The 24,457-nt window shown below is 45.2% G+C and carries 21 protein-coding genes; 7 read left to right on the top strand and 14 right to left on the bottom strand.

The window, feature by feature from the left end:
• Window positions 1-25 precede the first annotated feature (25 nt).
• Complete coding sequence (locus C9J01_RS04745; protein WP_107296934.1) at window positions 26-241, bottom strand: acetyltransferase; 216 nt, start codon at window positions 239-241, stop codon at window positions 26-28.
• A 108-nt stretch (window positions 242-349) separates the two neighbouring features.
• Here C9J01_RS04745 and C9J01_RS04740 point away from each other — a divergent pair, with 108 nt between their 5' ends.
• Window positions 350-1,255, top strand: a complete 906-nt coding sequence (locus C9J01_RS04740; RefSeq protein ID WP_107296933.1) for an ROK family protein — start codon at window positions 350-352, stop codon at window positions 1,253-1,255.
• A gap of 90 nt (window positions 1,256-1,345) precedes the next feature.
• Complete coding sequence (locus tag C9J01_RS04735; protein ID WP_107296932.1) at window positions 1,346-1,789, top strand: acetyltransferase; 444 nt, start codon at window positions 1,346-1,348, stop codon at window positions 1,787-1,789.
• Window positions 1,790-1,901: 112 nt separating this feature from the next.
• On the opposite strand, the gene C9J01_RS04730 is transcribed toward C9J01_RS04735, so the two are convergent.
• Together C9J01_RS04730 and C9J01_RS04725 are read right to left on the bottom strand one after the other, a co-directional pair.
• Window positions 1,902-2,957, bottom strand: a complete 1,056-nt coding sequence (locus C9J01_RS04730) for a porin (RefSeq protein WP_107296931.1) — start codon at window positions 2,955-2,957, stop codon at window positions 1,902-1,904.
• A gap of 3 nt (window positions 2,958-2,960) precedes the next feature.
• Window positions 2,961-3,443, bottom strand: a complete 483-nt coding sequence (locus C9J01_RS04725) for a hypothetical protein (protein WP_237156871.1) — start codon at window positions 3,441-3,443, stop codon at window positions 2,961-2,963.
• 101 nt (window positions 3,444-3,544) lie between these two features.
• Between C9J01_RS04725 and C9J01_RS04720 the strand changes: the two genes are divergently transcribed.
• Window positions 3,545-6,304 (top strand): hybrid sensor histidine kinase/response regulator, encoded by a 2,760-nt coding sequence (locus C9J01_RS04720; protein WP_107296930.1) that lies wholly within the window; start codon window positions 3,545-3,547, stop codon window positions 6,302-6,304.
• 652 nt (window positions 6,305-6,956) lie between these two features.
• Here C9J01_RS04720 and C9J01_RS04715 read toward each other — a convergent pair.
• Complete coding sequence (locus tag C9J01_RS04715) at window positions 6,957-8,117, bottom strand: MFS transporter (RefSeq protein ID WP_237156870.1); 1,161 nt, start codon at window positions 8,115-8,117, stop codon at window positions 6,957-6,959.
• Between the two features lie 699 nt (window positions 8,118-8,816).
• A complete protein-coding gene (locus C9J01_RS04710; protein WP_237156869.1) occupies window positions 8,817-9,731 on the bottom strand; it encodes a DNA ligase in 915 nt (304 codons plus the stop codon).
• Window positions 9,732-10,008: 277 nt separating this feature from the next.
• On the opposite strand from C9J01_RS04710, the gene C9J01_RS04700 reads away from it, so the two are divergent.
• The 3 genes from C9J01_RS04700 to C9J01_RS04690 all read left to right on the top strand — a co-directional run bounded on the left by C9J01_RS04700 (window position 10,009) and on the right by C9J01_RS04690 (window position 12,290).
• Window positions 10,009-11,070, top strand: a complete 1,062-nt coding sequence (locus tag C9J01_RS04700) for a PTS sugar transporter subunit IIC (protein WP_107296927.1) — start codon at window positions 10,009-10,011, stop codon at window positions 11,068-11,070.
• A gap of 189 nt (window positions 11,071-11,259) precedes the next feature.
• Window positions 11,260-11,922 carry a chromosome segregation ATPase gene (locus C9J01_RS04695; protein WP_237156868.1) on the top strand — a complete coding sequence of 221 codons (663 nt, stop codon included), beginning with the start codon at window positions 11,260-11,262 and terminating at the stop codon, window positions 11,920-11,922.
• A 53-nt stretch (window positions 11,923-11,975) separates the two neighbouring features.
• A complete protein-coding gene (locus C9J01_RS04690; protein WP_107296925.1) occupies window positions 11,976-12,290 on the top strand; it encodes a cupin domain-containing protein in 315 nt (104 codons plus the stop codon).
• On the opposite strand, the gene C9J01_RS04685 is transcribed toward C9J01_RS04690, so the two are convergent.
• Together C9J01_RS04685 and C9J01_RS04680 are read right to left on the bottom strand one after the other, a co-directional pair.
• Window positions 12,287-12,796, bottom strand: a complete 510-nt coding sequence (locus C9J01_RS04685; RefSeq protein WP_107296924.1) for a nucleotidyltransferase domain-containing protein — start codon at window positions 12,794-12,796, stop codon at window positions 12,287-12,289. The genes C9J01_RS04690 and C9J01_RS04685 overlap by 4 nt on opposite strands.
• Before the next feature lie 130 nt (window positions 12,797-12,926).
• Entirely contained in the window at window positions 12,927-14,420 is a 1,494-nt protein-coding gene (locus tag C9J01_RS04680; protein WP_107296923.1) for an FAD-dependent oxidoreductase, read from the bottom strand.
• A 436-nt stretch (window positions 14,421-14,856) separates the two neighbouring features.
• Between C9J01_RS04680 and C9J01_RS04675 the strand changes: the two genes are divergently transcribed.
• Window positions 14,857-15,840, top strand: a complete 984-nt coding sequence (locus C9J01_RS04675) for an outer membrane beta-barrel protein (RefSeq protein WP_107296922.1) — start codon at window positions 14,857-14,859, stop codon at window positions 15,838-15,840.
• Between the two features lie 120 nt (window positions 15,841-15,960).
• Here the strand turns inward: C9J01_RS04675 and sstT are convergent, their stop codons facing one another.
• From sstT to C9J01_RS04640, 7 genes are all read right to left on the bottom strand, one after another.
• Window positions 15,961-17,202, bottom strand: coding sequence for a serine/threonine transporter SstT (gene sstT, locus C9J01_RS04670; protein ID WP_107296921.1), 1,242 nt, complete (start codon window positions 17,200-17,202; stop codon window positions 15,961-15,963).
• Between the two features lie 264 nt (window positions 17,203-17,466).
• On the bottom strand, window positions 17,467-19,062 hold the full coding sequence (locus C9J01_RS04665) for a BatD family protein (protein WP_237156867.1): 1,596 nt from the start codon (window positions 19,060-19,062) through the stop codon (window positions 17,467-17,469).
• 100 nt (window positions 19,063-19,162) lie between these two features.
• Entirely contained in the window at window positions 19,163-21,073 is a 1,911-nt protein-coding gene (locus C9J01_RS04660; RefSeq protein WP_107296919.1) for a VWA domain-containing protein, read from the bottom strand.
• Window positions 21,066-22,031 (bottom strand): vWA domain-containing protein, encoded by a 966-nt coding sequence (locus C9J01_RS04655; RefSeq protein ID WP_107296918.1) that lies wholly within the window; start codon window positions 22,029-22,031, stop codon window positions 21,066-21,068. Before C9J01_RS04655 ends, C9J01_RS04660 begins: the two co-directional genes overlap by 8 nt.
• A complete protein-coding gene (locus C9J01_RS04650) occupies window positions 22,024-22,530 on the bottom strand; it encodes a DUF4381 domain-containing protein (RefSeq protein ID WP_107296917.1) in 507 nt (168 codons plus the stop codon). Before C9J01_RS04650 ends, C9J01_RS04655 begins: the two co-directional genes overlap by 8 nt.
• The gene (locus C9J01_RS04645; RefSeq protein WP_107296916.1) at window positions 22,523-23,491 is read right to left on the bottom strand and encodes a DUF58 domain-containing protein; all 969 of its coding nucleotides are present in this window, start codon (window positions 23,489-23,491) and stop codon (window positions 22,523-22,525) included. Before C9J01_RS04645 ends, C9J01_RS04650 begins: the two co-directional genes overlap by 8 nt.
• Window positions 23,488-24,444: an AAA family ATPase gene (locus C9J01_RS04640; RefSeq protein WP_107296915.1), complete on the bottom strand. Its 957-nt coding sequence runs from the start codon at window positions 24,442-24,444 to the stop codon at window positions 23,488-23,490. The genes C9J01_RS04645 and C9J01_RS04640 overlap by 4 nt, the downstream gene beginning before the upstream one ends.
• Window positions 24,445-24,457 lie beyond the last annotated feature (13 nt).

The following is a 24,457-nucleotide window of genomic DNA, read 5'->3' as shown; positions in this document are numbered from 1 at the left end:
TGAAGTGAGGGCTCTTTTGATTGGTTTAACGCTGGCTGTGCCGATAGTAACCGTTGATCCAACATTCAGGTAATTCTTCACCTGAAGGAAACGCCAAATGCTGTTTTTCGATGTTTACAGGATCGGCAAGATCTTCACCAGACTGATACTGCACTGTTACTTCAGAGGAGAACGGGTTGACCAGAGAAGACATGTCGATGACGTCAACTAAATCACCGGTGCGTGACTCTTTTAGAAACATCACAAATCTCCAAAATATATTGAATTAATGACGAGAACTCATCATCGGTGCCATTATGTTTTGGTATAAGTATGGCTGATTTTACGCGCTTTGCAGAGCAGGAGAGCTATGAGTAAATTTTATTGGGGCGTTGATCTGGGCGGAACGAAGATTGAGTGTGCGGTTATGCAATATGCAGATGATCGCTGCGTGCTACGCAAACGCCTGCCAACCGAGGGCGAGCAAGGCTACCAGCATGTTCTTGGCCAGATAAAGAAGCTGATTGATTTATGTGTCGAGGAGGTAGGTGAATCTCCCCAGTCTGTCGGGTTCGGAACACCGGGCACTCTAGACCCAGCGACAGGCACGATGAAAAACTGCAATTCGACTCACCTTAATGGGCAGCCTTTAGATAAAGACCTTCAATCCTTATTGGGTTGCACGGTTAAGTTAGCCAACGATGCGAATTGCTTTGCGTTAGCTGAAGCGGCATTGGGCGTGGCTAAGCAAGTCAAACCGGATGCGGAAGTGGTTTTTGGCATCATCATGGGGACTGGTGTCGGTAGTGGTATTGTCGTCAATGGTAAAGTACTGAACGGTTGTCACGGTATTGCCGGTGAGTGGGGACACAATGTACTTGAAGCTGATGGTGCAGCTTGTTATTGCGGTAAACACGGTTGTGTGGAAACCGTGTTGTCCGGCAAAGGGTTGGAGCGGTATTACTCTGAGCAAAGTGGCAGCAGCTTGAGCTTACCTGAAATTGTTTCATTGGCTGTAGATGGCGATGAACTGGCGAAGCAAACAATCGATAGAATGCATGCCTATTTTGGCCTTGCGGTTGCCTCAATCATTAATGTCATCGACCCGGATGTCATTGTGATCGGGGGCGGTGTGGGTAACATTGATTCCTTGTACTCAGAGGGCAAAGCAGCAATCGTCCCTCACCTGTTTAACCCGACACTCAACACTGCGCTGGTGAAGCCGGCATTAGGTGATAGTGCAGGGGTATTTGGCGCAGCCATGTTAGTCAAATAGGCCAGTGAAATAGCCTCGCAAGTGGTTGCATGGTATATTCCCCGCTCGCGGCTGCACTTTGTACCGAATACGGATTCTAAAGAGAAGAAGATGATTGTAGAAAGTGTTAACTCCAAAGACTATTCAGAGCTGCTGAGTGTCTGGGAGAATTCAGTCCGAGCGACTCATGACTTCATTACCGAAGAGGATATTGAGTTCTTTAAGCCTATTATCATTGAGCAGGCATTCCCTGCCGTCACGCTAAAGTGTGTCAAAGACACACAAGGTATGGTGCTAGGTTTCGTTGGTGTTCATGACACAAAAGTAGAAATGCTTTTTGTCCATGATGATGCCAGAGGGAAAGGGGTAGGTAAGGCCTTGCTTCAGCATGCGATCAATGAGCAAGGTGCTCTTTTAGTTGATGTGAATGAGCAAAACCCGCAAGCGGTTGGTTTCTACCAACACATGGGCTTTCAGGTCGAATCTCGCTCACCGCTTGACGGTATGGGCAAACCTTTTCCGATACTTCATATGAAATTGCATCAAGACATGTGAGTCACTCGATAAATGTGCATGACCCTGTTTTTTCTTTATAGGGTGCAAGAGAGAAGAAGCGTCTCAGGCTAATAACCGGAGACGCTTCCGTTTTATTGGGGGATGGCTCGCCCTAGAAGAAAAAGTTAAGCATCAAGGTGTAAAGGTTCACGTCCTTGTCTTCATCGTATCGCTTAGGTGGATTGACAAATTGACCGTCGTTGAAGTCGTCGTAATCTTTCTGGTCCATGTATATACCCTGCCATTCGGCATTGAGTGAAATTTTCGGCGTTAGGTCATAACGGACGCCAGCTGTAACGCTGTTGGATTTACGGCGGTGGTGACTCTCTCCATAAACTAGATATGGGGTGAAATCGTCTATGTTGTAGGCGGCACTGATATACCAGTTGGTCTGAATATCATCTGTTTGTATTTCTGACATAAACTGCCACTGGTCATAGGAATACTCACCGCCGAGGGTATAAATATTGGTTGTTTCTTTTGGCATGCTTATGCCTAGCCGTTCGATCTGATATTCAGATCGCATGTAGCCAAGGTGAACCCGGTAGTTGAAACCACTCACTTCAGTAGATAGCCCCGCCATATAGTCTGACTTGAAATTGAATTCACTACCACTGAACTCGATTTTGTTGTCGTTGCCAAAGCCGTAATATGGAGTGATGTTTACCACAATTTCATCGCTGGCATCCCATTGCCATGTCGCGCTAACCCCTTCGAAAGAGGTAAACCCAAGAATACTGTCATAGACATCTTGTGGCGGGCGAGCCCAAGTATAGGCCTGTCCAACAAAGAAGTACTCAGAAACGAGGAAAAGCGGTATTCGCAGCTTACCACCACGAACAGAGAACTGGTTATATTCGTAATTGATGTAAGCCCATTCCAATTCAGGGTCTGACCATTTGTCTTGCGGACGCTTAACGAGTTGAACTGAGGCGTTAAGGTTGTCGATGATCGATAAGTCAGCTTGCAGGCCGAAGGTGGTGTCACAGTCATAGCAGGTATCGTCAGTAATTTCACGGTTGACGAACAACGGAGTGCTGTTATCAGTTTTTGCAATAGAGGTGGAACCAAAGCCACTAATTGAAAAGTTATCTGTGATTTGTATTGCTGCCACACTAGTTAATGGCGATACAAGCAGAGTGAATGCAAGTAATGATTTATGAGTCATATCTTACTCTCCTTGTAAGACGGTGATGAGAATATTGGCGTTTTCAGGAACTGCACTAACCGGTGCGTAGGCAATGCCATTAGGATTATCGTTGAGCCATTCGAGGATATCTTTAATATCATCACTGCTTAACTCTTCTGGTGGAGTTCCTTTACCAGAAAAAGAGAGGCTAGCCCAATAACCATTCATTTGTGATACCGACTTACCTAACAGCATGTTGTAGAATTCTTCCCGGTGGATAGATTTCTCAGGCAAATCAACCAACACAATCTTGATACTACCGTTTAGCTTTTTTGTCCTTCCTTTATAAAGCATCCTCGCTTTGCTTTTTGTAAGGGCAGGGATCTCATTATTCAATGAAAAAACTGCAAACTCTACATCTTGTATATTTTCATTATCTTCAGCATGTGCCGGCGTCATTATTGATGTAATTGCCAATAATAACGATAAAGGCAATAAACTTTTAAAAGTCAATCCTTTGATCATTGATTTAGTTCCATCATTACGTCTATTCCTGCTATAAATGTTAGTAGACATTGAAGTGAGTACAAATAGACAAAATTGGATTTTTTGATCAAGGTGAGGTTATGGGGCTTTTAAATCGGTTTTCGATAAAATTCAGACTGATTTCTCTTGTTGTTCTGCCACTTACGTTTTCTGGAGTGTTTGCAACGATTGAAATTTCGAGCCTTTTCGACAAAGTCTCGTCATTGAATACACTAACAGCCCGGATGGAACTGTTAAGGGCAAATTCTCAATTTTCAAATGCAGTGCATGAACTGAAATTAAATAAGTTATCTGGCAATGAAAACAATGAAAACAATGAAACAATAGATGATGCAACACAACGAGCATCACAATATTCTGTTTTAATCCCTCAAGCCTTTCCAAATATTGATTCGACTGAGCCAATGTCTACCAGTGAGGAAATGAAAGATCTCATTACAGAATATGAGTTTGTAGAAGCCATGGATGTTAATGACTGGTCTGATTGGGGCTTTGATCTTCTCATTCAAAACTTGGTCTCGTTAGAAAAAGCACCGCTTAATGTCGCTGATACAAACATCGAACAGAAGCTGTCAATCTTATATCAACTTCAGTGGCTCCAACTTTGGGCACAGCAAGAAAACTGGTATATCCGGATAATCGCCAGCCAACCAGATCAAGCCGCCGACTATAAAGAGCAATTAGATACAATTATAGAACGTCAGCAATTAATCATTGAGCGCTATTTATCGGTAAGTGCAAATCCTACGCAAATTGAATTGCTGCGTAAAACTTTTGCTAACCCTGTGTTTGCTACGAGCTACCAACTACGGGAAAGTATTTTTTCAGATTCATTTACTGGTTTTAATGCGGGTAATTCATTCTCAGCGCTAGATGAGCGTTATGCTCTAATTCAATTTGTTGTGGTTGAGATAAGTCGAGAGTTAGCCCGAGATATTCAAGGCAGTATCAGCCAGTCTAAGGTGCTTATTTGGTTATATGCTGGTGTGATCTTGTTGTCTGTAACCATGATTATTTGGCTTGGGGTGAATCTGATAAGGCGAATTGGCTCTTATTTGAGCCGAATACTTAAAGCCATGTCTTTACTTGAAACAAGCAATGATGATCACTCCGCAGCGAAAATTAAAGTCGATGGCAAGGATGAATTTACTGTATTTAGCCACCAACTGAATGGGATGATAGAGGAGCGGATCGAAAACCATAACAAGCTTATCCAAGCGAAAGATGAAGCTGAAAAAGCCAACCTTGCCAAAAGCTCCTTTTTGGCCAACATGTCCCATGAAATCCGTACTCCACTCAACGGTATTATTGGGATGTCGGGTATTCTTTCAGATACTGAACTGACGCCCTCGCAGTCGGAATATGTACAAACCATTGAAACTTCATCTCAAACCTTGTTGCTGCTGATCAACGATATATTGGACTTATCGAAGATCGAATCCGGTAACCTTGTCTTGTCACCAAGCGAAAGCCGGGTGGCCGAGGTGGCATACGACACTATGACTGTCGTGTTGGCAAAAGCAACGTCGAGCCAACTGAATCTTGATGTGAAAATTGCTCCGGATTTACCCGCCATCGTGATATTAGATGAGCACCGTTTGCGGCAGGTTCTGATGAATTTGGCTTCCAATGCTGTCAAGTTTACCCAAGAAGGTGGGGTAACGCTTGAGATCGAATGTGCTGAACACATTGATGGCCGTGCCAAGCTTGTCTTCTCTATGGTAGATACCGGTATAGGGATAGAGAAAGAGAAACAAGACCAAGTATTTGCTCCCTTTATTCAAGAAGATAGTTCAATTACCCGCCAGTTTGGTGGTACGGGGTTAGGGTTGGCGATTTGCCGCCAGTTGGTTGAATTAATGGGTGGCCAGTTAGCGCTTGAATCAGAAAAAGGCGTAGGGAGTCGATTTTTCTTCAGCTTAGATGTTGAGGTATGTAAAGCGCATGATAACTCGCTGGACAAATTGAAAACTCGAAAAGCACTTGTTTTAGGGCCAAATACTATTGCGACACATCGTATTGAGGGGGAGTGTAAAGACCTTGGGCTTCAGGCTGCAACGATAGATGTAGCAGATCTCTCAAATCAATCAGAAGAAGACTTTGATGTTATTTTCTACTGCCAGCAAAGCATCAAGCAAACCCAATACGATTTGGGGTTAATTAACTCGATGATGCCAAGCTTGAACATCATATTGTGTATTGATCACCGAAATGAACAGTATGACTTTGGCAATTTGATAGCAGGCATCGTGACACTGCCATTTTTCGGCAAGCGATTAGTCAAAACGCTAGAGAAAGCCTTGGTAGAGAAAAAAGAGCCTGTATCTATACAGCAATTGGCTTCTAAACCGGTTAAATCTGGTATTTCAGCTAAGCTCACTCCTCCTGCTCCGGACGTTAAAGAGGTTTCAGAGCAAATTCCTGATTCATCTGTTGATCAGCTAAAAGTGTTGATTGTAGAGGATAACGCTGTAAACCAGAAAGTAGCAGGTTTGTTTTTGAAAAAGGCCGGATACCAATTTGAGATCGCTAATAATGGTCAGGAGGCGGTTGATAAGGTTAAAGCGGGCAATCAATACTATGCCGTTCTGATGGATTGTATGATGCCGGTGATGGATGGCTTTACCGCGACAGAAAACATTCGGGCGTGGGAGAAAGAAGCCGCAGTGCCTGGCTTACATATCATTGCTCTTACAGCCAGTGTCCTCGATGCGGATATCTCGAAATGTTATGAGGTAGGCATGAATGATTATGTGGCTAAGCCTTTTAAGAAAGACGTTTTGCTAGAGAAACTTGAAGGGCTCAACCGTTCAGAAAGTATCGAGGAGCAAGTGGTTTAGCTTTTTTAATGCACAATCTTCCCGCCAACTTGTGAGAGATCTCTTACAAGACGGTGGGATTTTTATGTTTGTGGATGTCAGATGAAATTATCATCAATATTTGTTTCTTTTAAAATCAGCTGGTTATAGGTAATCTGTTGTATAGTGCCAAAATGGATATGAGAAATGTGATCTTTATTGGTTGTTAAGAATTTTAGTTCGCGTAATCTTAACTGCGTCGGAAGGAACTGACGGAACGGAACAGGAAAGCAGCCAGGGAAGTTGGCAACCTCAGGAAGAGGTCGGTGGATCAGGATGATTTATCGGACAAGGACTGTGAAGGGATAATCGAACGGAAGCGATACGGTAAGTAGGATGCTTACTAGTCATGACGACGCAGATGGACCACTTCAGGATGAAGTTATGGACACCTCCAGGATGGAGAAGAGAGTCGAAACAGGATGGATCGACGGGTCAAGGCGAGACCAATAGGACATGTCCAGGACGGATATAAAAGGAAGCGCTGAAGGAATCAGCTGAATCATGGAATGATGCAGGGAGCACCTTAGTAGCCGGATTGCTGCAAGTAAGACCAAAGGGCGCGACGAAAGTCGCGCCCGCTCTTTTTTATAGCCCTATAAAAATCGTCAATTCTGATTTTCTTATCTAACCCTTACTGTGCAATCGCTGTAGGCTTGGTCCGTAGGCTCACCATCAACATATAAATAGCTGTAGCCGTCAGTACTGCAAAGAAAAATCCAGTTAGCCCTGTTTCTGTTTGCATAATGTAGTTCGCTGCAACTGGGCCAAATGCTGATCCCACACTGTAGCTAAATAGCATAATTTGCGTGGCTGAGACAATTGAAGTTGACTCTAGGCCATCACAGGCAAGAGTGATGGCTATTGGGTAAAGCGCAAATGCAGACATCCCCAATAGTGCCAAAGCCACAATTTGTACCCCGTAACTGTTATCTATATGCAATAAGCCCATCGCGAATACACCTAGAAGGCTCATCAAAGCTAGAAGCAGCGATTTAGGCATCTTGCACGAGAGTTTACTTAGCACTGGCTGAATGCTCATTCCCCCCAATACTGTCGCAGCCATTAAGCTACCAACTTGTTCGAGGTTGCTGGTGGTCGCTTTTAAAGCCAGAGGTAATAACCCGTATATTGACCCCATTACAATGCCCGAAACCAAACAACCAATTAATGCTGGTTTGCTAAGGGCAAGAATTTGCTTCAAACTCAAGCTCACATGTTCTGCTTGGCTTGGGTTCGACTGCTTCGATGTTAGTGCAGGAATAATGGCCAGAGATAACAATGCGACAGTCACGATAAATGGCAACACGCCACTTGTGCCAATTACACCAATGCCAAGTTGGCCCACGGTCGTACCACCGTATAGTGAAGTCATATAAAGGCCTAGGTTTTTGGCCCGTTCCTCTTTGCTATCACCAATTAGTAGCCAGGATTCGATCACCACAAAAATGCCTGCAACGGCAAAGCCCGCAACAAAGCGACTGGCCATCCAAAGGCCAAGCGATGATGTTAACCCCATGAAGATGACTGATGAGGCTAACATGGCCACGAAACCAATAAATGCCATACGGTGACCAACCTTTTTGATCACAGGTTCGATCAGCATTGCACCAGCTAAAAGACCAAAGTAATAAATGCTTGCAAGCCACCCGGCTGCAGATTCAGGTATATGATGGCTTGCCAATGTTAAAGGAAGCACACTCATAAAGTACCCTGAGGCGATGGCAAAAATAGATAGCCCCAAAATAGGAACCCAAACAGGATTCTTTGCGGATGGCGTAGCGTGCTTGTTCACTACAGTGATCTCCAAAAATTAAGCAAATAAATGACCACTTTCTCAGGTTGAGAAGCGGCTATAACAGGGTGTTCAGGCGATGATATAGGCATTGGACATGCCCAAGGGATTGTCGCTGATCGGGACTATGGCGATAAAATTAGGCCGAGTAAAATGACTAATTCTAATGTGAAATAACAATCAAATTTATCTGATTAATATCGTCATAATGAAGCTTTGATAGATAAAGTTAAGTTAGCTATTGATATATGGCTTATTGTTAATTAAATAACTGATTTTATGATGGTTAAATGCTTAGTGTTATGAGTTTTTTGGTGGTTTTCGATTCTAAAATGATTAGTAGGCTAAATAATTCGTTAAGCCGGTAATCATTGAAGATTTTAATGTTCAAAAGATGATTTTTTTATTAACACCAGAAAAGAGGGGCCTCAGCTTCAAAGCGTAAGGCCTTTTGCTACTGTGTAGTGCAAGCATTCACTGTTTTGGGGCGGCACTTATATACAGGGTGAATTAAGTTATTGATTATTGGTACTTCAAAAGTTGGCAAGCATCATGCAATAGTTAATTTGCAATCTGAAGCTCAACATACGAGGTAATGATTGCGGCAGATGGTACACAATCACATCTTTTTACGTACTACTCTCAGTAGCGGGGGAGTAGTACTTTTTTTATCTATCTCTTCATTACTAGTCATCTAAATTAAGCCTCTGGACTAGAGCGTTCCCTTAAAAAACGCGCAAAGCGAGGAATACCGTTGTCGGTGTAACCGTTAAACCGGTATTGAACAATAGTTCCCAGTGCTGGAGGGGACTGCCTGTCTTGGTCACTGAAGCCAGAGCCAATTTTAAACCTCTTGTTGTCAGGAGTGACGACCCAAATAGCCCCCATTTGGCCACTGTATTTTCCTTTTCCTGGCTCATAGCCAACGATGACGGCTTCGGCATCTTGATAAGGTTTTATCTTGATCAGCGCTTGACTCTTACCTGGATGGTAAAGGCTATCTTTGTGATGGAGCATAATGCCTTCGCCACCTTGGCTTTCGAGATTGTCGAGAAGAGATTCTAGCTCCGTATAATGGCTGACCTCGTATTGCGGGGCGATTTGAATATGTTGCATGTCTATTGATTCAATGATTTCATCAATAGCTTGTAGCCGGAGAGCAAACGGTGACTTTAGTGATGGTGCATCAAATACCATCAATCTCACTTTCTGCCATTCTTTGTTACAGGGCTGTTTTTGGCGAACAATACTGCTGAGTTGCTGGAACTGTTGATGCGCTATCCATAGTTCTCCCTCAAGCCACATATCCTTTGGCAGTGGAGCTACAAACCATGCTGGTGCATTGATGGGGTTCCCTTGGCGAGTAATAAGCTCACGGCCTGTCCAAATAGCCCTGATACCATCAAGCTTTTCACTGGCAAAATATTCGCCTAGAGTTTCGATAAATTCATCATCATGCCTCATCTTGTCGATGTCGATACTACTCGCATGCATGAGAGAATGCTTTATTGGCGTTGAAGCGATAGCTGGGTTAAACGGGCTTGTTGCGAAGGCTATCAATGCTGATAACACACTAAGTTTAATGTTGGCAGGGAGTTGTGGAGAGCGACTCATAATCAATTGCCTCTTTGTGACGACCAAGAAGATATTGAAGGTGACGATAGGGAGAAAGTTACACTGAGAAAAATATCATTTCTTTTCGGTGGGCTAACTTGCGATTCAAGTAGCACCTTAGGCAGTGGCTCTAACATTGGTTATTACAAATATGCGAGACGGTGTGGATCTAGGCTGGGTTGTCAGATTTATTCATACTTTGAGTTATTTTGTTGCATCTTGGCGAGGCAAGAATAGAATTGCGTGTTTGTGCTTTAAAATCTAGTTACGTGTAATCATGTCCAGTACCCAACCTGCTACATTTTCTGCTCAGTGCCATGCTTTTTTCCATCGAAAAGGTGTAACGCTTTCACCTAGAACCTACTTTATCCATGCTATGAGCTTCATGGCGTTGGGACTGTTCTCATCGCTACTCATCGGTTCGATTTTAAATACGCTAGGGATCAAGCTCGGCATTCCACTTTTTACTGAAACACTTTGGCCATTGGCAAAGCAAATGACCGGGCCTGCCATTGCTGTTGCTGTTGCCTTTGCGTTAAAAGCCCCGCCTTTGGTTATGTTTTCAGTCACGACAGTGGGAGCGGCGGGAGCTTTGTTGGGTGGCCCTGTCGGTGCTTTTGTCTCAGCGTTGATAGCCACTGAGCTAGGTAAGCTGGTGGCTAATGAAACCAAGGTCGATATCCTTGTTGCTCCTGCTGTTACAATGATTAGCGGGGTATTGGTTGGAACTTTGATTGGGCCTTATATCAGCCAGTTCATGACCTCGCTGGGTGACTTGATCATGTCTGCGACACTTTTACAGCCTTTCTTTATGGGGGTTGTCGTTGCCGTTTTAATGGGCATGGCATTAACACTTCCAATTAGCAGTGCTGCAATCGCCATTATGCTAAGCCTTAACGGGCTGGCAGCAGGCGCAGCTACGGTAGGGTGTTGTGCTCAAATGGTGGGCTTTGCGGTAATGAGTTTCCGTGAAAACCGCTGGGCAGGGGTGATGGCCCAAGGGTTAGGGACCTCCATGCTGCAAATGCCAAATATCATCAAGAATTATAAAATCTGGATCCCAACCATTTTGACGTCAGCAATTCTGGGCCCGATAGCCACCACGGTTTTTGCTGTTGAAAACACCCCTCTGGGGGCGGGAATGGGTACATCAGGCTTTGTTGGTCAAATCCAAACCGTTATTGCATTAGAGGCTTCGGGTTGGGATACCATGACCATGTACAGTGTGATTATCTTACTGCACTTGGTTTTGCCTGCATTTCTTACTTTGATGTTTTCCGAGGTGCTAAGGAAAGCCGGTTGGATAAAACCAGGTGATCTGAAGCTCAATTTGCAGTGATAGCTAATTCCAAGTCTCTTTGCTATATAGAAATTTCGGAAAATTTGATATAAATCTGACATTAGGTTTCTCTGCACTGATAATTTAATAGTCAGTAATTGCTTTTATTAGATAGCCACCGCTTTACAGCGTAACTGGCTGTACAACTGCTAAGGGCAGGAAACATTTCCAATACTTATGGATATCGATATGACATCTTGGAAAATATCTTTAGTTGCTGGTTTGGTTGTGGGTGGTCTGCTAACAACCGCTGTTTGGCATCGTTCACCGAGGCCAACCCAAGAAGAATTTGAACAGCTTCAGCAGAAGAACCAACAATTGATTGCTGAAAAATCTGCTATTGAACAAGAGTTTGAAGTATTCCAAACTCAGAGCGCGCTTGATATTGAACAATTGCGCACTGAGCTAAAAGCCTCTCAACAAGCGATTGAAGATCAGAAAGCCGAGCTTGAGAAGAAAGTGGCTGCGGTAACGACTGAGAAGAAAACCTTGGCTGTGACTAAGAAAAAACTCGATACCCAGGTGGTGAAATTAACCCACACGGCGGAACAGCAAAAAGCGGTATTGGACAACTCAAAGGCGTTGTATCAACAGCAACTAGAGTTGCAAAAACAAATAACGGCAGCCAAGACTGATGTTAAGAAAGCAGAACAAGTTGCAGCAGAATTCAAGCAAGCATGTGATGAGTTCAAGTCTGGTACCAGTTGGAACTGGGTGTCACAAGCTGACTGTGACAAATACGAGGCCCGACTAAAGGTGGTTGAAGGAGAGCAAGCGCAATTGGCCGCTCTGGAACAAGAGCTAGATTTGCTTAACCAACGAATTGAAATAGAAATACCAAGACCGAACTGATTTATTAAGAGGGAAAAGGCGAGCTTATGCTCGCCTTTTCTTTAGGAGCGAGAATGGAAAACCTGTTTGCCGCGATTCCGGCGTCATTACCCGAAGAGCTTTTTGAAGATATCGTAAAAACAGACTCGATGAGGATTGAGCGTATTGTTTCTCGTGGTCATACTACCCCGAAAAACGAATGGTATGATCAAGAGGAGAGTGAATGGGTGTTGGTAGTGAAAGGCAGCGCCAGAATCCTATTTGAAGACGGTATGTATGAAGTGTCGATGGAAGCTGGCGATCATATTAATATCCCTGCACATCAACGTCACCGTGTATCTTGGACCGACCCTAGCCAAGATACTGTTTGGTTAGCAGTGTTTTATTAACTCAGCGGCTCTAACCAGCATGGAACTGGAAGTTGGAACTCCTCACAGAGTCGTTGTGTGTCCAGAAAATCACAAGGTCGCAGTGCATAACCGCTGTGGCTTTCAAGCTGATATTGTGGAGAGATACAATTGACGGTTAATCCTTTGATCTCGCCGCTGTGTCCAAACGCATAGTCAGGATAGAAAACGTTTTTATCTGGTGGCCCGTAGATACCTTTGCCATCATCATCAAAACAGATAACATGAAAATCAATTTGGTCGGTATCACCAATCATAACAAAGTTATGATCGCCTACATTAGCTTCTGCCTGTTTCATATATCCCTTTTCTTGCAGAATATGAATAGCTTTTTCCACATCATGTACTTGGATAACAATATCTAAATCTGAGTGATTTCGTGTCTGTTGCCCCAATAGGGCATCAATTCCCCAACCGCCATCAATCCAGACTGTTATGGCGCTCTGTTGGAAAAGTGAATAGATCTGAATGACTTTGTCTGCTGTCATCTTTCTTTACCAAGATAATATCAATCTAGATATCTTAGGCTGTGTAGTTAGCGTTTTTATGACAACAGAGTAGATAAAAAGGGGGAAAAAGTTGTTCCCCCTGACTTTAAAGAATGGATTTGTGGCAGGCTTATTTTTTTAAATCGAAAGACAGTGTTTTAGCCAATGCTGCGGGGTATTCTCGCTCGTCGGCTAGTTCAACTGCATAGGTTTCGATATTTTCCGCAGTAAGTGACCGTGTCACAGGAAAAGCCATCTCAATGGATTGAGAATGACTAGTACCTGCATACAAGCCTTCGATTTGCAGTTGCTCAACAATACTGTTTGCTGCCGACAACGCCGACGAGGCTTTGACTATCTCGGTGCGGGCATAGCGACTTCCAGCGAAGGATACATCGGCTGCTCGTAAGGTAATATCATCGCCGGGCACTTGCTGGGCACCAAATAACGGTTTGCCCCCGACTTTGGCCGAGTTGTAGCCTGGAACAAAACGCGACATATGGTTGATAGCGCGTGTTGTACGAGTCTCGATTTCGTCTTTTTCCCAGCCGGACTTTATTTTACGAATGAAACTGTCGCCAAGTTTTGGTTGAGAACTGTCATGAGTATTCTTGACAAGGCCTTTTTTAAACAAGGTGATATCTTCAGTCATGCCGTGTAACTGGAAGTAACCGTCAGGATATGGGGTGAGTTGCGCCATACCATCAGGGGTACCGCGTTCGCCATGGAAGATCACTTCAGGCCAATAGGCTTGGCACTCTGGCCACTGGGTGACATACGCGGCTTTAAATTCAACCAAGCGGTTACGATGTTGTTTGGCAAAATCATCAATGACACCGGTCTGGAAGCCACAGGCATTGATTAGATAATCTACTTCAAGGAAGTTGGTAATATGATCTTGGGTCGCAGGGTCGAACTTCTGGTACTCAATCTGCCAACCAGAGTCAGCCCGCTGGGATACATGGGTGACTTTACTCTGGGTATGAATATGACTTGATTCTAGCTTTTTCAGAGCAAGGTTTGCAGTCGCCGCAAGGCGGAATACACTCCAACCGTATTCCTGAACCAACACCATAGGGTATTTGAAATTGCCTAGCTCAAGGTTTTTCGCAACCGGAATCATCCAGTCATCAAAGTTGGCAGGCTGAGATGGAACCTCGAGCTTTGAAAGCGCCTCTAGATCTTGTTTGTCATAAAGTTTGAAGTAACTGTCGGGCTCACCAATCACTTTGTTCGAAGGATCTTCGCTAACTAGCTGGCGGTAGACAGACTGTAGCTTCTCAAGACGTGGCAGGAGTTCACTAGGATCACCCTGATCATGCACTGGCGTTGCAATAACGGTCGGGCGAATGTTAACCGTATGTGGAAAGACCTTCAAAGAGTCAATAGATTGCTGGAGCAATGCGACGCATTGCTCATCAGGTATTTCACGGTACAGGTTTCCACCGGCATGAAGGTGACAGATTGGCGGCCCGTTCACAAGGCTTGTGCCTTCTTCGAAAATATCTGTCTTGATGCCAAGCTCGGCTAAACGGAGCGCAATGGTTGAGCCTGCTATGCCACCGCCAATAATACCTACCGACAAAGAAGGGCGATGATCATGCGGTTTAGCTTGTTCTTTCATATAAATGCGCGTCGTTATAATTCAGTGTCTAAGTTACATGATTTTACTGTGCATAGATCACATTGAAAACCGAAAAAGAATAGGGACATTAGGATTATTGGTAAAGGAATGCAACTTTCCCGCCTATGCTTTCTGATTTGCTTCTGCTTATACAGCGACCGACTTTTAAATGACAAAATACTACCAATGATGCGTGATTTTTTTGTGCTTATTTATGGCCTGGATTTTAGTCAGATTGGTCTGTTTGAGAAGCAGGTAAATTTAAACATCTAAATAACATGATTTTGGCTTGATACGATTCGAAAAAAATCTGGGCAAAAGATCACCTTATTTGCTCATTTTATTGAACAATTTTGTTATCTAAATTTGTACAAACACTGTTCTTTGTTCTACACCTAATGTGGTAGTGGTAAATAATAAATAAGGACAGTTAGTTATGAATAAAGTCTTCAAGGTACTTCCTCTTGCACTGTTGATATCCGGCGCTGTTCACGCTGCCACAGACAATCCATGGTATGTGGGTGCCCGTGTCGGTGGGACAACGTATGACAATCTTGACGGTGCAATCAAAGGCCAAAATGCCGACAAAGACGATTGGGGCGGCGGTGTTTTCTTAGGGTATAACTTCAATTCTTGGTTTGCCTTGGAAGGTGGTTACACTTACCTAGGCCAAGCTGACATCGGCTCTGATGGGTTTGAAGTACAAGGTATTGACCTGTTGGGTAAATTTACCTACGAAGTTTCAGATTCGTTTGACATCTACGGTAAGCTCGGTGGTTTTGTTTTCGATGCTGACAACAGCATGAGTTCTGTAAATGATGACAAGAGTGGTTTGGCAGGCACCGCTGGCGTAGGTCTTGAGTATTTCTTCAATGATGCCTTATCGGCCCGTGCCGAATACCAGTATTACAATCAGGTGGGTGATACACAGACCCCAGGTGAAAGTGACATTCATTTCTATGGCTTGAGCTTAGTCTATCACTGGGGGGCACCAGCGCCATTGCCAGTGGTTGAACCTGAACCAGAGCCAATGCCTGAGCCAGTAGCCCCAGAGATTGTGAAGGTTGAGGCCGTAGGTGCTGTCCTACCATTTGCGTTTGACAGTGATAAGCTGACTCAGCGTGATATTGAACTGTTACAACCTGTTGCCCAGCAGCTTGTGGCGTACCCAGATACGCAGCTTTATGTTGTTGGCCATACCGATAGCCGCGGTTCGATTGAATACAACCAGAAACTATCTGAAGACCGTGCTGCCGTTGTCGCTGGTTATGTAGGTAATCACTTCGGTATTGATGAAAGCCGCATCGTTGCCCAAGGGCGTGGTGAACTAGAGCCTGTAGCAACCAATGATACTGAAGAAGGTCGTGCACAAAACCGTCGTGTAGAAGTGTTTGTTCCTGGCTTTGAAATGGAAAAATAGTCGTTTGTGTTAGCAAACTCTATGTACCAAATAAAATGTTCCAAACAAAAATCCAGCACCTAGGTGCTGGATTTTTCGTTGTAGCTAATGCTGACTAAGAGCTTTATAAAAACGGCTGGATTAAGCGGTTTTGATATCAGCACTCTCAAGCTTTGCTTCTGCTGCCTTACAAGCAGCAGCGGTAAAGATAACGTCTGTAGAACTGTTAAGAGCGGTCTCTGCTGAATCCTGAATAACACCAATGATGAAGCCAACAGCAACAACCTGCATCGCCACATCGTTCGGGATACCAAACAGGCTACATGCAAGAGGGATTAGCAATAGTGAACCACCTGCCACACCAGAAGCACCACACGCAGAAACTGCAGCAACCACACTCAATAGCACAGCGGTTGCAACATCAACGTCAATACCCATAGTGTGTACCGCTGCCAATGTCAGAACCGTAATGGTAATTGCAGCACCAGCCATGTTGATAGTTGCACCTAGAGGGATAGACACAGAGTAAGTGTCTTCGTGCAAATCCATATCTTTACACAGCTGCATGTTTACAGGGATGTTAGCCGCTGAGCTACGGGTGAAGAATGCGGTGATACCACTTTCACGGATACAGCGTAGAACTAGCGGGTATGGGTTTTCTTTGGTTTTCACAAAAACAATGATTGGGTTAACCACAAATGCGATAACAGCCATTGAGCCTAGCAGTACCGCTAGTAGGTGACCGTAACCAAATAGGGCATCAAAACCGGTTTCTGCAAACGTGTTAGCAACCAGACCGAAAATACCAATTGGCGCCAGACGAATAACAAAGCGAACAATCAGGGTAATGCCGTTTGATACATCGTGGAATACCTGCTTGGTTGCATCACTGGCTTGGTGAAGGGCGAAGCCAAGCGCAATTGCCCATGCAAGAATACCGATAAAGTTACCTGTCATCAGGGCGTTAACTGGGTTATCGACAATCTTGAATAGCAAAGTATTAAGTACTTCGGTAATACCTTCTGGCGGTGTTGCGCCAGTTGCACCGGTAACCAGAGTTAGAGTGGTAGGGAAAAGGAAACTCATGGTTACAGCGGTTAGTGATGCCATCAGGGTACCGAATAGGTACAACACGATGATTGGTTTCATGTTGGTATGTGCGCCTTTCTTCTGGTTGGCAATAGAAGAAGCGACAAGAATGAAGACCAAAATCGGAGCAACAGCCTTAAGGGCGCTGACGAACAAGCCGCCTAAAAAGCCAACTTTGACAGCTGAAGCGGGGGAAAATAGTGCGAGGAGAACACCGGCGATAATACCAACTAGTATTTGTACCACCAGGCTTCCATTCGCGACTCGGGCTAAAAAGGGTTGTGTTTGATTCATATTACATCCTGCATATTTATAGTTTTGACGCTAAGCATTAAATCTTGCCTGCGACACATTTTGTAACAGGAATTTTGGCACATTTCCATAGTCTATTAAAGAAACTTTTGGTTCACACAATATTAACAGTCTGTTTCTGCTAAAATTGAAGCCTTTAATTCTATTCGTTTAGCTGAGGCGGGTTGTTAAACAAGGAAGACGTAGAACAGGGTGGAATGTTAAAAAGCCCACCAGGAGGTGGGCTTTATTAGCGGTAAAGTGCTGTTATTTGGGGGTTATTGGCTCTAGTGCACTTGACTTCACATTTACACCTGTAACGGTTGTTTTATTCAATCTTTGCATAACTGCTAGTGCATTCTGCTTATCCTTGTTGCTAACTTGGTGTTTATTTTTGCTGTAGTGGCACTGCATAACGTGCTGTATGGCTTCGTCCAACTCTTGGGTTAGTGGATGGTTAGGGTGCTGTTTTAGCCATTGTTGGTAATAGCTTTGCAGCTGAACCGGTTGGTTTTTCCCCAGTGCATCAATCATCCCTTCAATAGGTGTAAGCTGTTGTTGCATAGTGACTTTGTTAGATGGTTGAAGTCGTTGTTTAGGCTTTCTCTTTTCAAGGAGCCACAGCACTAATGTCACCAACCAAAGTATGGCGAGGCATAAGGAAAGCCAAGGCCACCATCCACTGTCTTTGACGATCTCTGTCTGAACATTCGTTACCTCAGGCTCAGCGTTGTCTGATTGCAAGGCTTGAGGCGGCAAGAATGCTTGTGAAGTTGGATCCCCCGGCAGTACCGATAATGTTAAACCATCGATCTTGCTGGTTTCTTGCTTGGATGTTTCAGTATTCCACCAATTAATGGATAGTTCGGGTAGGGTGATTTCCCCCGATTGGCGTGGGATGATCACTTGCTTGATAGTCATGAAAGTGAAATCGTCATCACTGCCATAAACAGGGCTTTCGTCATAAACTCGCACAGAGTTCGGATACTGCAAATTCAGGTTGGGCAGGGTACTTTGTTCTGCATTTTTGATGCGTAAGGTGATAGTACGGCTAATGGGTTCGCCGACTTTAATTTCATTTACGTCAGGTTGCCATTGCTGTCCAAGCTCTAGTGCTTCCGTTGGCAGCCATAGTCCTTTGTAATCAGCAGGTTTGGCCTGTACCGATAGCGTCATATCATCGGCTTGCTGTTCAAATGGGATCTGCAAAGTAGAGCCAAAACCACGGTTACCTTTAATCAAGTTACCGGTAAATTTGGCTCCGCGAAGTAGGATATCGCCTGACTTATTGGCCGTGATTTGGTAGTCACGGGTAATGATCAGGTAGCGACGACCATTCAGGACAGTTTCGACCTGGCGGTCTTCACCAAGTTGTTTCACATTTAGACCGTCGCCAGAAGGTGCCTGCAGAGCAGCTTGGCTCATTTGCTCACCAATGCGGATCCTTACTGTGTAGCGAATACTTTCGCCGACATAGAGCTGGTCTTTATTACTTTCCGCATCAATTCGAATCTCTGGCTTGGATGCACTTGTTGTCGACTTGTTTGCTGATTTCATCACCGTCATGGTAATCGGATCAGTTTTACTTGCGCCGATACGAAAGCTTGGAATGGTAAATTCCCCGATTTCTTTGGCAGCAACGGCAATTTTCCATTCGGTTTGCCGAGTGACCACGCCATTGACAAAACTAGTGCCACTACTGACCGATGGGGAGCCGTAATTGAAATCATCGTCGAGCACACTGAGGTCAAGTGCATTGGTGTTGACGTTATCATCGACGCTAATCGTTAGTTGGAATACCTCATTAACGCCAACGATATTTTTGGAAACCGTTGCGACGGCTTGGGCAGCGTACGAAGACACTGAAAACGTGAGTAGCCATCCTAAAAGTAGTATTTTCAGCCAGTGATTGCCCACTGTGTTTGTACGTTGAAAGCTAAACATATTATTACTAATCATATATTTACCAAGAGTTATCTGTTGCTTCAGGTGCCTGCTTCTCTCGAGCTTGTAAAATAAGCTGAGCACGTATCAAGGCGCTGGTATCATTCGGCACCTGCTCTAATTTCTTCAGAACTGGATCACTGGCTGTCACGCTCTCTTGCGTTTCCTGACCTTGAGGGTTGGTGACAGCATTGGCATTGTTGTCATCGCCTTGATCACCATTGTTATTTTCAGCTTGCGCTGATTGTGCCGGCGATTGTTCCTCTGATTGTTGCTGCTCTCCAGAAGTTTGACCCTGTTGTTGGTTCAGTTCACTATTCTGGTCATCATTGGACTGGCTTTGGGCTTGCTCTGACTGCTGATCGTTCTTCTGTTGTCCATTTTGCGGGTCACCTTGAGATTGCTGACCCTGCGGCTGAGACGGGTTAGATTGGTTTTGATCTTGGCTTTGGTCAGAATCAGAATTATCGCCTGATTGTTCCTGTTGCTGATCGTTTTGTTGCTGGCCATCTTGCTGCTGGCTTTGTTCCTGCTGTTGGTTTTCTTGTTGTTGCTTCTCTTGCTGTTGCTTCTCTTGCTGTTGCTTCTCTTGCTGTTGCTTTAGGGCTTGGACTAAAGACAAGTTTTTCTTGGCATCTTGATGCTCTGGGTTCTTTTCCAGAATCGATTGATACAGAGATTCTGCTTGGTCTAAATCGCCACTTTGTGCATAGGCATTGGCAAGGTTGTATTGGGATTGTTCATCAGTGAGGGGAGAGAGTGTTTCTATCGCCCCTTGATAATCACCAGCCTTATATTGGGCGGCACCACGCCATTGTGGCGAAGAAAATTGCCCTGCAGCTTCAGTGAAATTTTCTTGCTCGAATAACTCATAGCCCAAACCGTCGCTATTGGTAAACGGTGAAGACCATGACGCAGCAAATGCGTGATCAACCGGGGTTAGGACCAAGACAGCGGCGATAACAACGCCACGGCGGAAACCGAGTAGTGCAAGCAAAGCGATAGGGATCAATAGCCAGAAACCACCATTGATGTGCTCTTCAAGCTCTTTACTCGCATCGTTATTGTTATTGCTGACAGGTTTCTCTGTTGCTTTGATCAGCGCTTCGATATCAAAGTCGGTCGGCTGTGACAGTTGGAAAATCCCCCCTGTTGCGCGTGCAAGTTCACGCAGAGGTGCGACTTCTAGCTTATCGATCACTGTTTTGCCATTGCTATTGGTCAACAGTGTCCCGTCCGGCAGTCTGATGGGGGCTCCATCTGTTGTCCCTACACCTAAGACAGAAAGGCGGTATTGATTCTCACCCAGAAGCTGTTTGCTATCACGGCTTTCTTTTTGGCTGAGGCCATCTGTGATCAAGATGATATCGCCTTGCTGGTGGCCGGCTTGCTTGAGTAAGTTGATGGCTTCTTGGATACCTGCCGCTGCATTACTTCCCTGTATCGGCATGATTTCAGGGGAGAGGTGGGGGATAAGGTTCGCTAACGTCGAACTGTCTTTGGTTAAAGGGCTGACAATATAGCCATCCGCTGCATACGTGACTAAGCCTGTGCTTCCCTCTTTCCAACCGGGTAGAAGGTCAAGAGCCTTGAAGCGGGCTTGGCTGAGACGATTTGGCACAATGTCATCGGCATACATGGAACGAGACATATCCATGACCAAGACCCGAGCTCCTGAGAGGCTAAAAGCAGGGATCGGAGACTTTTGCCAGCTTGGACCTGCAAGTGCAATAACAGCAAGAGTCCACAGAATCCCAAGAGCAGGTAAAGCTGCCCTAGTCTGAGTTTTTGCAGATAGCCCCAGTTTTTCAGCCAAATGTGGTGCAATTAGTCCCTGCTTATGTTTCTTCTTCGCTAACCAAGGCAAGATCATTAGCAATGGGAGCAAAGCGATTAGCCAATATGGATATAGGAATGTAAAACTAACCATTACGCTTTCTCATAACAACGATAACGATTGACAACAACAGAGCTAGAGCCAATGGGAACCGGAAAAGCTCCTGACGAGGCCGCCAAGTTTGCTGGGCGGTATTTATAGGCTCTAGTTGGTCAATCATCTGATAAATTTGTTCCAACTCTTGCGGGTTACGCGCACGGAAGTATTGCCCGCCGGTCATTTCTGCAATGCGAGTCAGCATCCTCTCATCGAGATCGTGGGAAGGGTTAACCGTGCGGGTGGAAAAGAAGGTACGCTGTTCCATCTCTTCAGCACCGACACCGACGGTATATATAGTCACATCACTGCGAGCGGCAAGCTCAGCAGCTTCCAGCGGTTCAATAACACCCGCGGTATTGGCACCGTCACTTAGCAAAACAATCACTCTCTGCGGCGCTTCACTATCAATGAAGGTCTTGGTTGCAATACCTAGTCCTTCACCAATAGCGGTACTTTGGCCGATAAGCCCTAATACCGTCCGGTCTAGTTGTTGCTGGACGGTGTCCCGGTCAAAGGTTAGTGGTGTTTGTAGATAGGCGTGGTTGGCAAACAAAACCAGTCCTAGGCGATCGCCATTACGCTTGCCGATGAACTGATACAGCACATCCTTAACAGCCGTTAGACGATCGATAGCTTCCCCGTCTTCGGTGATCATGTCTTTGATCGACATAGATCCTGATAAATCAACCGCTAGCATCATGTCCCTGTGATCAGGGTTGATCTCTATTGGATCGCCATACCAAACAGGGCGAGATAGCGCACCGACCAAACATATCCATGCCGTTGCCATGAGTATGACTAACCATCGGCTGACTTTGGCTTTCTGTCCTAGTCCATCGGGCAATTTTGGCAATCTGATAGCCGAAGGCTGAGCTTTCGGCTTGCTGAAGAAATACACGGCAGCAGGTAAAGGGAGCAGCAAAAAAGCCCAAAGCCAAGTAAATTCAAACATTACCAGACTCCTTGGACACATCCGGTAGGGTATGGAATTTGGCTTTGCGGATCCATTTCCTGGCTTGTTGGTAACACATTGCAAATTGTTCTTTTTCTAATGGTACAGGGGAGAAAAGCCCTTTCTGCCAAATCTCAGATAAGCGAGTAAAGCCTTGATCTTTTGGCGCTAGGTGCTGATCGAGGAAAGACAGCCATGATTGACCGGTCAAACCTGCAACGTATTCTCGGGAGTGGTATGACATAGCTACCTGACGCAAAAGCAAGTTAACCTGATTAAAACTCTCGGGAGATTTCAAACACGCCAACTGTTGTAGGGCTTCTCGACGAGCAAGGTTGTAGCTTTGATGTTTTTTGAACACCAGCACCAAATAAGTTATCAAAATTACAGCGAGCAAGATGGCGACCCACCATCCCCATGCAAGCGGCCAAACGCCTGGAGCATCAGGGAGGTGAATATCAGCAAGTGGAAGTGTAGGTAATGTTGTTGCTTCAGCCATTTGCCCCTCCTTTATAAGGTTTGAAACCAGATTGCCCTAATTGCTCCATTAAGGTTTGGGCTGCAGACAAGTGGTGTAATGGGATAGCTAAGCTCTTGCACATTTCCTGAATAAATTGCTGATGCTGCTCATACTGCAGATTTAGGCTGTCACGGGTACTTTTAGCTGAAAAATCGAGCCAAGTTGCTTGCTTATCATCGGTGACAAACTCAATGCCATTGAATGAAGTTTGCCCCAACTCTAATGGGTCAAAGAGCTGTACGAACTGAAGCCGGTTGTGTTGACGGAGTTGGCTTAAACGTCGCTTATCTTTTTCCTGCAATTGATAAAAGTCACTGAGCACGACAATCTCACTGCCTTTGGGGCAAAGGTGATGTAGGTGCTTCAAGGCATCTGAAAAGTTAAGGCGATTGCCATCGAATTGGTTGCTGTCAGATTCTTGATGGGCAGCAATGATAGCGTTGATGACCGTTAATGGTCCTTGTTGACGAGCCGTGGGCTTACACTCATAGAGACGGTTTCCGTTAAACACAATGGCCCCAATCCGGTCTTGCTCACTGACGGCAAGCCAACTCAGTAAACTCGAAAAATGGGCCGCTTGGACCGATTTCAACAGAAGTTGGGTGCCAAACTTCATGCTGGGACTGACATCTATAAGCAGCATGACCGGCTGCTCACGCTCTTCGGTGAACAGCTTGGTATGGGTTTTTCCGGTTCGAGCTGTAACGCGCCAGTCAATGGCGCGAATATCATCCCCGGCTTGGTAAGGACGGACTTCAGCAAAATTCATTCCCCGTCCTTTGTGACGACTTTGGTGTTGGCCATTGAGTTGTGACCAGACACTTTGCGCAGGGGGTAACCATCGTACTGACTGGTTTTTATAGTGCAGTAATTCAGCCAGACAGAGGTTAACGCCATCACTGTGAGCAGGAAGTGCTGGGGTTAAATCCTGTGTGTTCATGCGCAAGCAACCTGTGAAACTAACTGCTCGATAATGGTATCAGGCGCGATAGCTTCAGCTTGGGCCTCATAGCTTAGAAGCAAGCGGTGGCGCAACACGGGATAGGCCATAAGCTGGACATCTTCAGGTGTGACAAAGTCTCGTCCGTTTAGCCATGCATGGGCACGTGCACAGCGGTCAAGGGCAAGTGTTGCACGCGGGCTGACTCCCATTTGTAACCAACTAGCAAGTTGCTCGCTGTATTTGTATGGGTGGCGTGTCGCCATGATCAAGCGAATGATGTACTGCTCAACTTCTTCGGCCATGTGAATATTGAGTACTTCTTTACGGGCCGCAAAGATTTCTTGTTGAGATATCTGTACCTGCTCATCAGCAGTGATACCTAACGCTTCTCCCCGGTTAAGTCGCAAGATTTCTAGTTCGCTAGATTCATCAGGGTATTCAACATTGAGTTGAAGTAAGAAGCGATCTAGCTGGGCTTCTGGAAGTGGGTAGGTTCCTTCTTGCTCAATGGGGTTTTGGGTCGCCATAACCAAAAACAACTCTGGTAGCTGGTAGGTCTTTCGCCCTGCGGTGATTTGCTTTTCAGCCATGGCTTCTAGCATGGCGGCTTGAACTTTTGCTGGCGCCCGGTTGATTTCATCGGCGAGCAACAAGGCATTGAAGATAGGCCCAGGCTGGAACGTGAAATCTCCCGTTTCTGGGCGGAAAATATCGGTGCCTGTCAAATCAGCAGGCAATAGATCAGGGGTAAATTGAATGCGGTGGAAATTCCCCTCAATGCTGTCAGACAGCACTTTAACAGCACGTGTTTTTGCCAACCCTGGAGGGCCTTCTACCAAAATATGGCCGTCAGCAAGCAGGGCGATCATTAACTGTTTAACAAGATTCGGTTGACCGATGACCTGAGTATTCAGGTGAGATTGAAGGCGTTGGAAAGTCGTTGTCAACATGGATTGCTATTTT

Source organism: Photobacterium rosenbergii, from assembly GCF_003026455.1.
GTDB lineage: Bacteria > Pseudomonadota > Gammaproteobacteria > Enterobacterales > Vibrionaceae > Photobacterium > Photobacterium rosenbergii.
The sequence above is the reverse complement of the archived record's forward strand: the minus strand, read 5'-3'. Positions and strand labels throughout refer to the sequence as shown.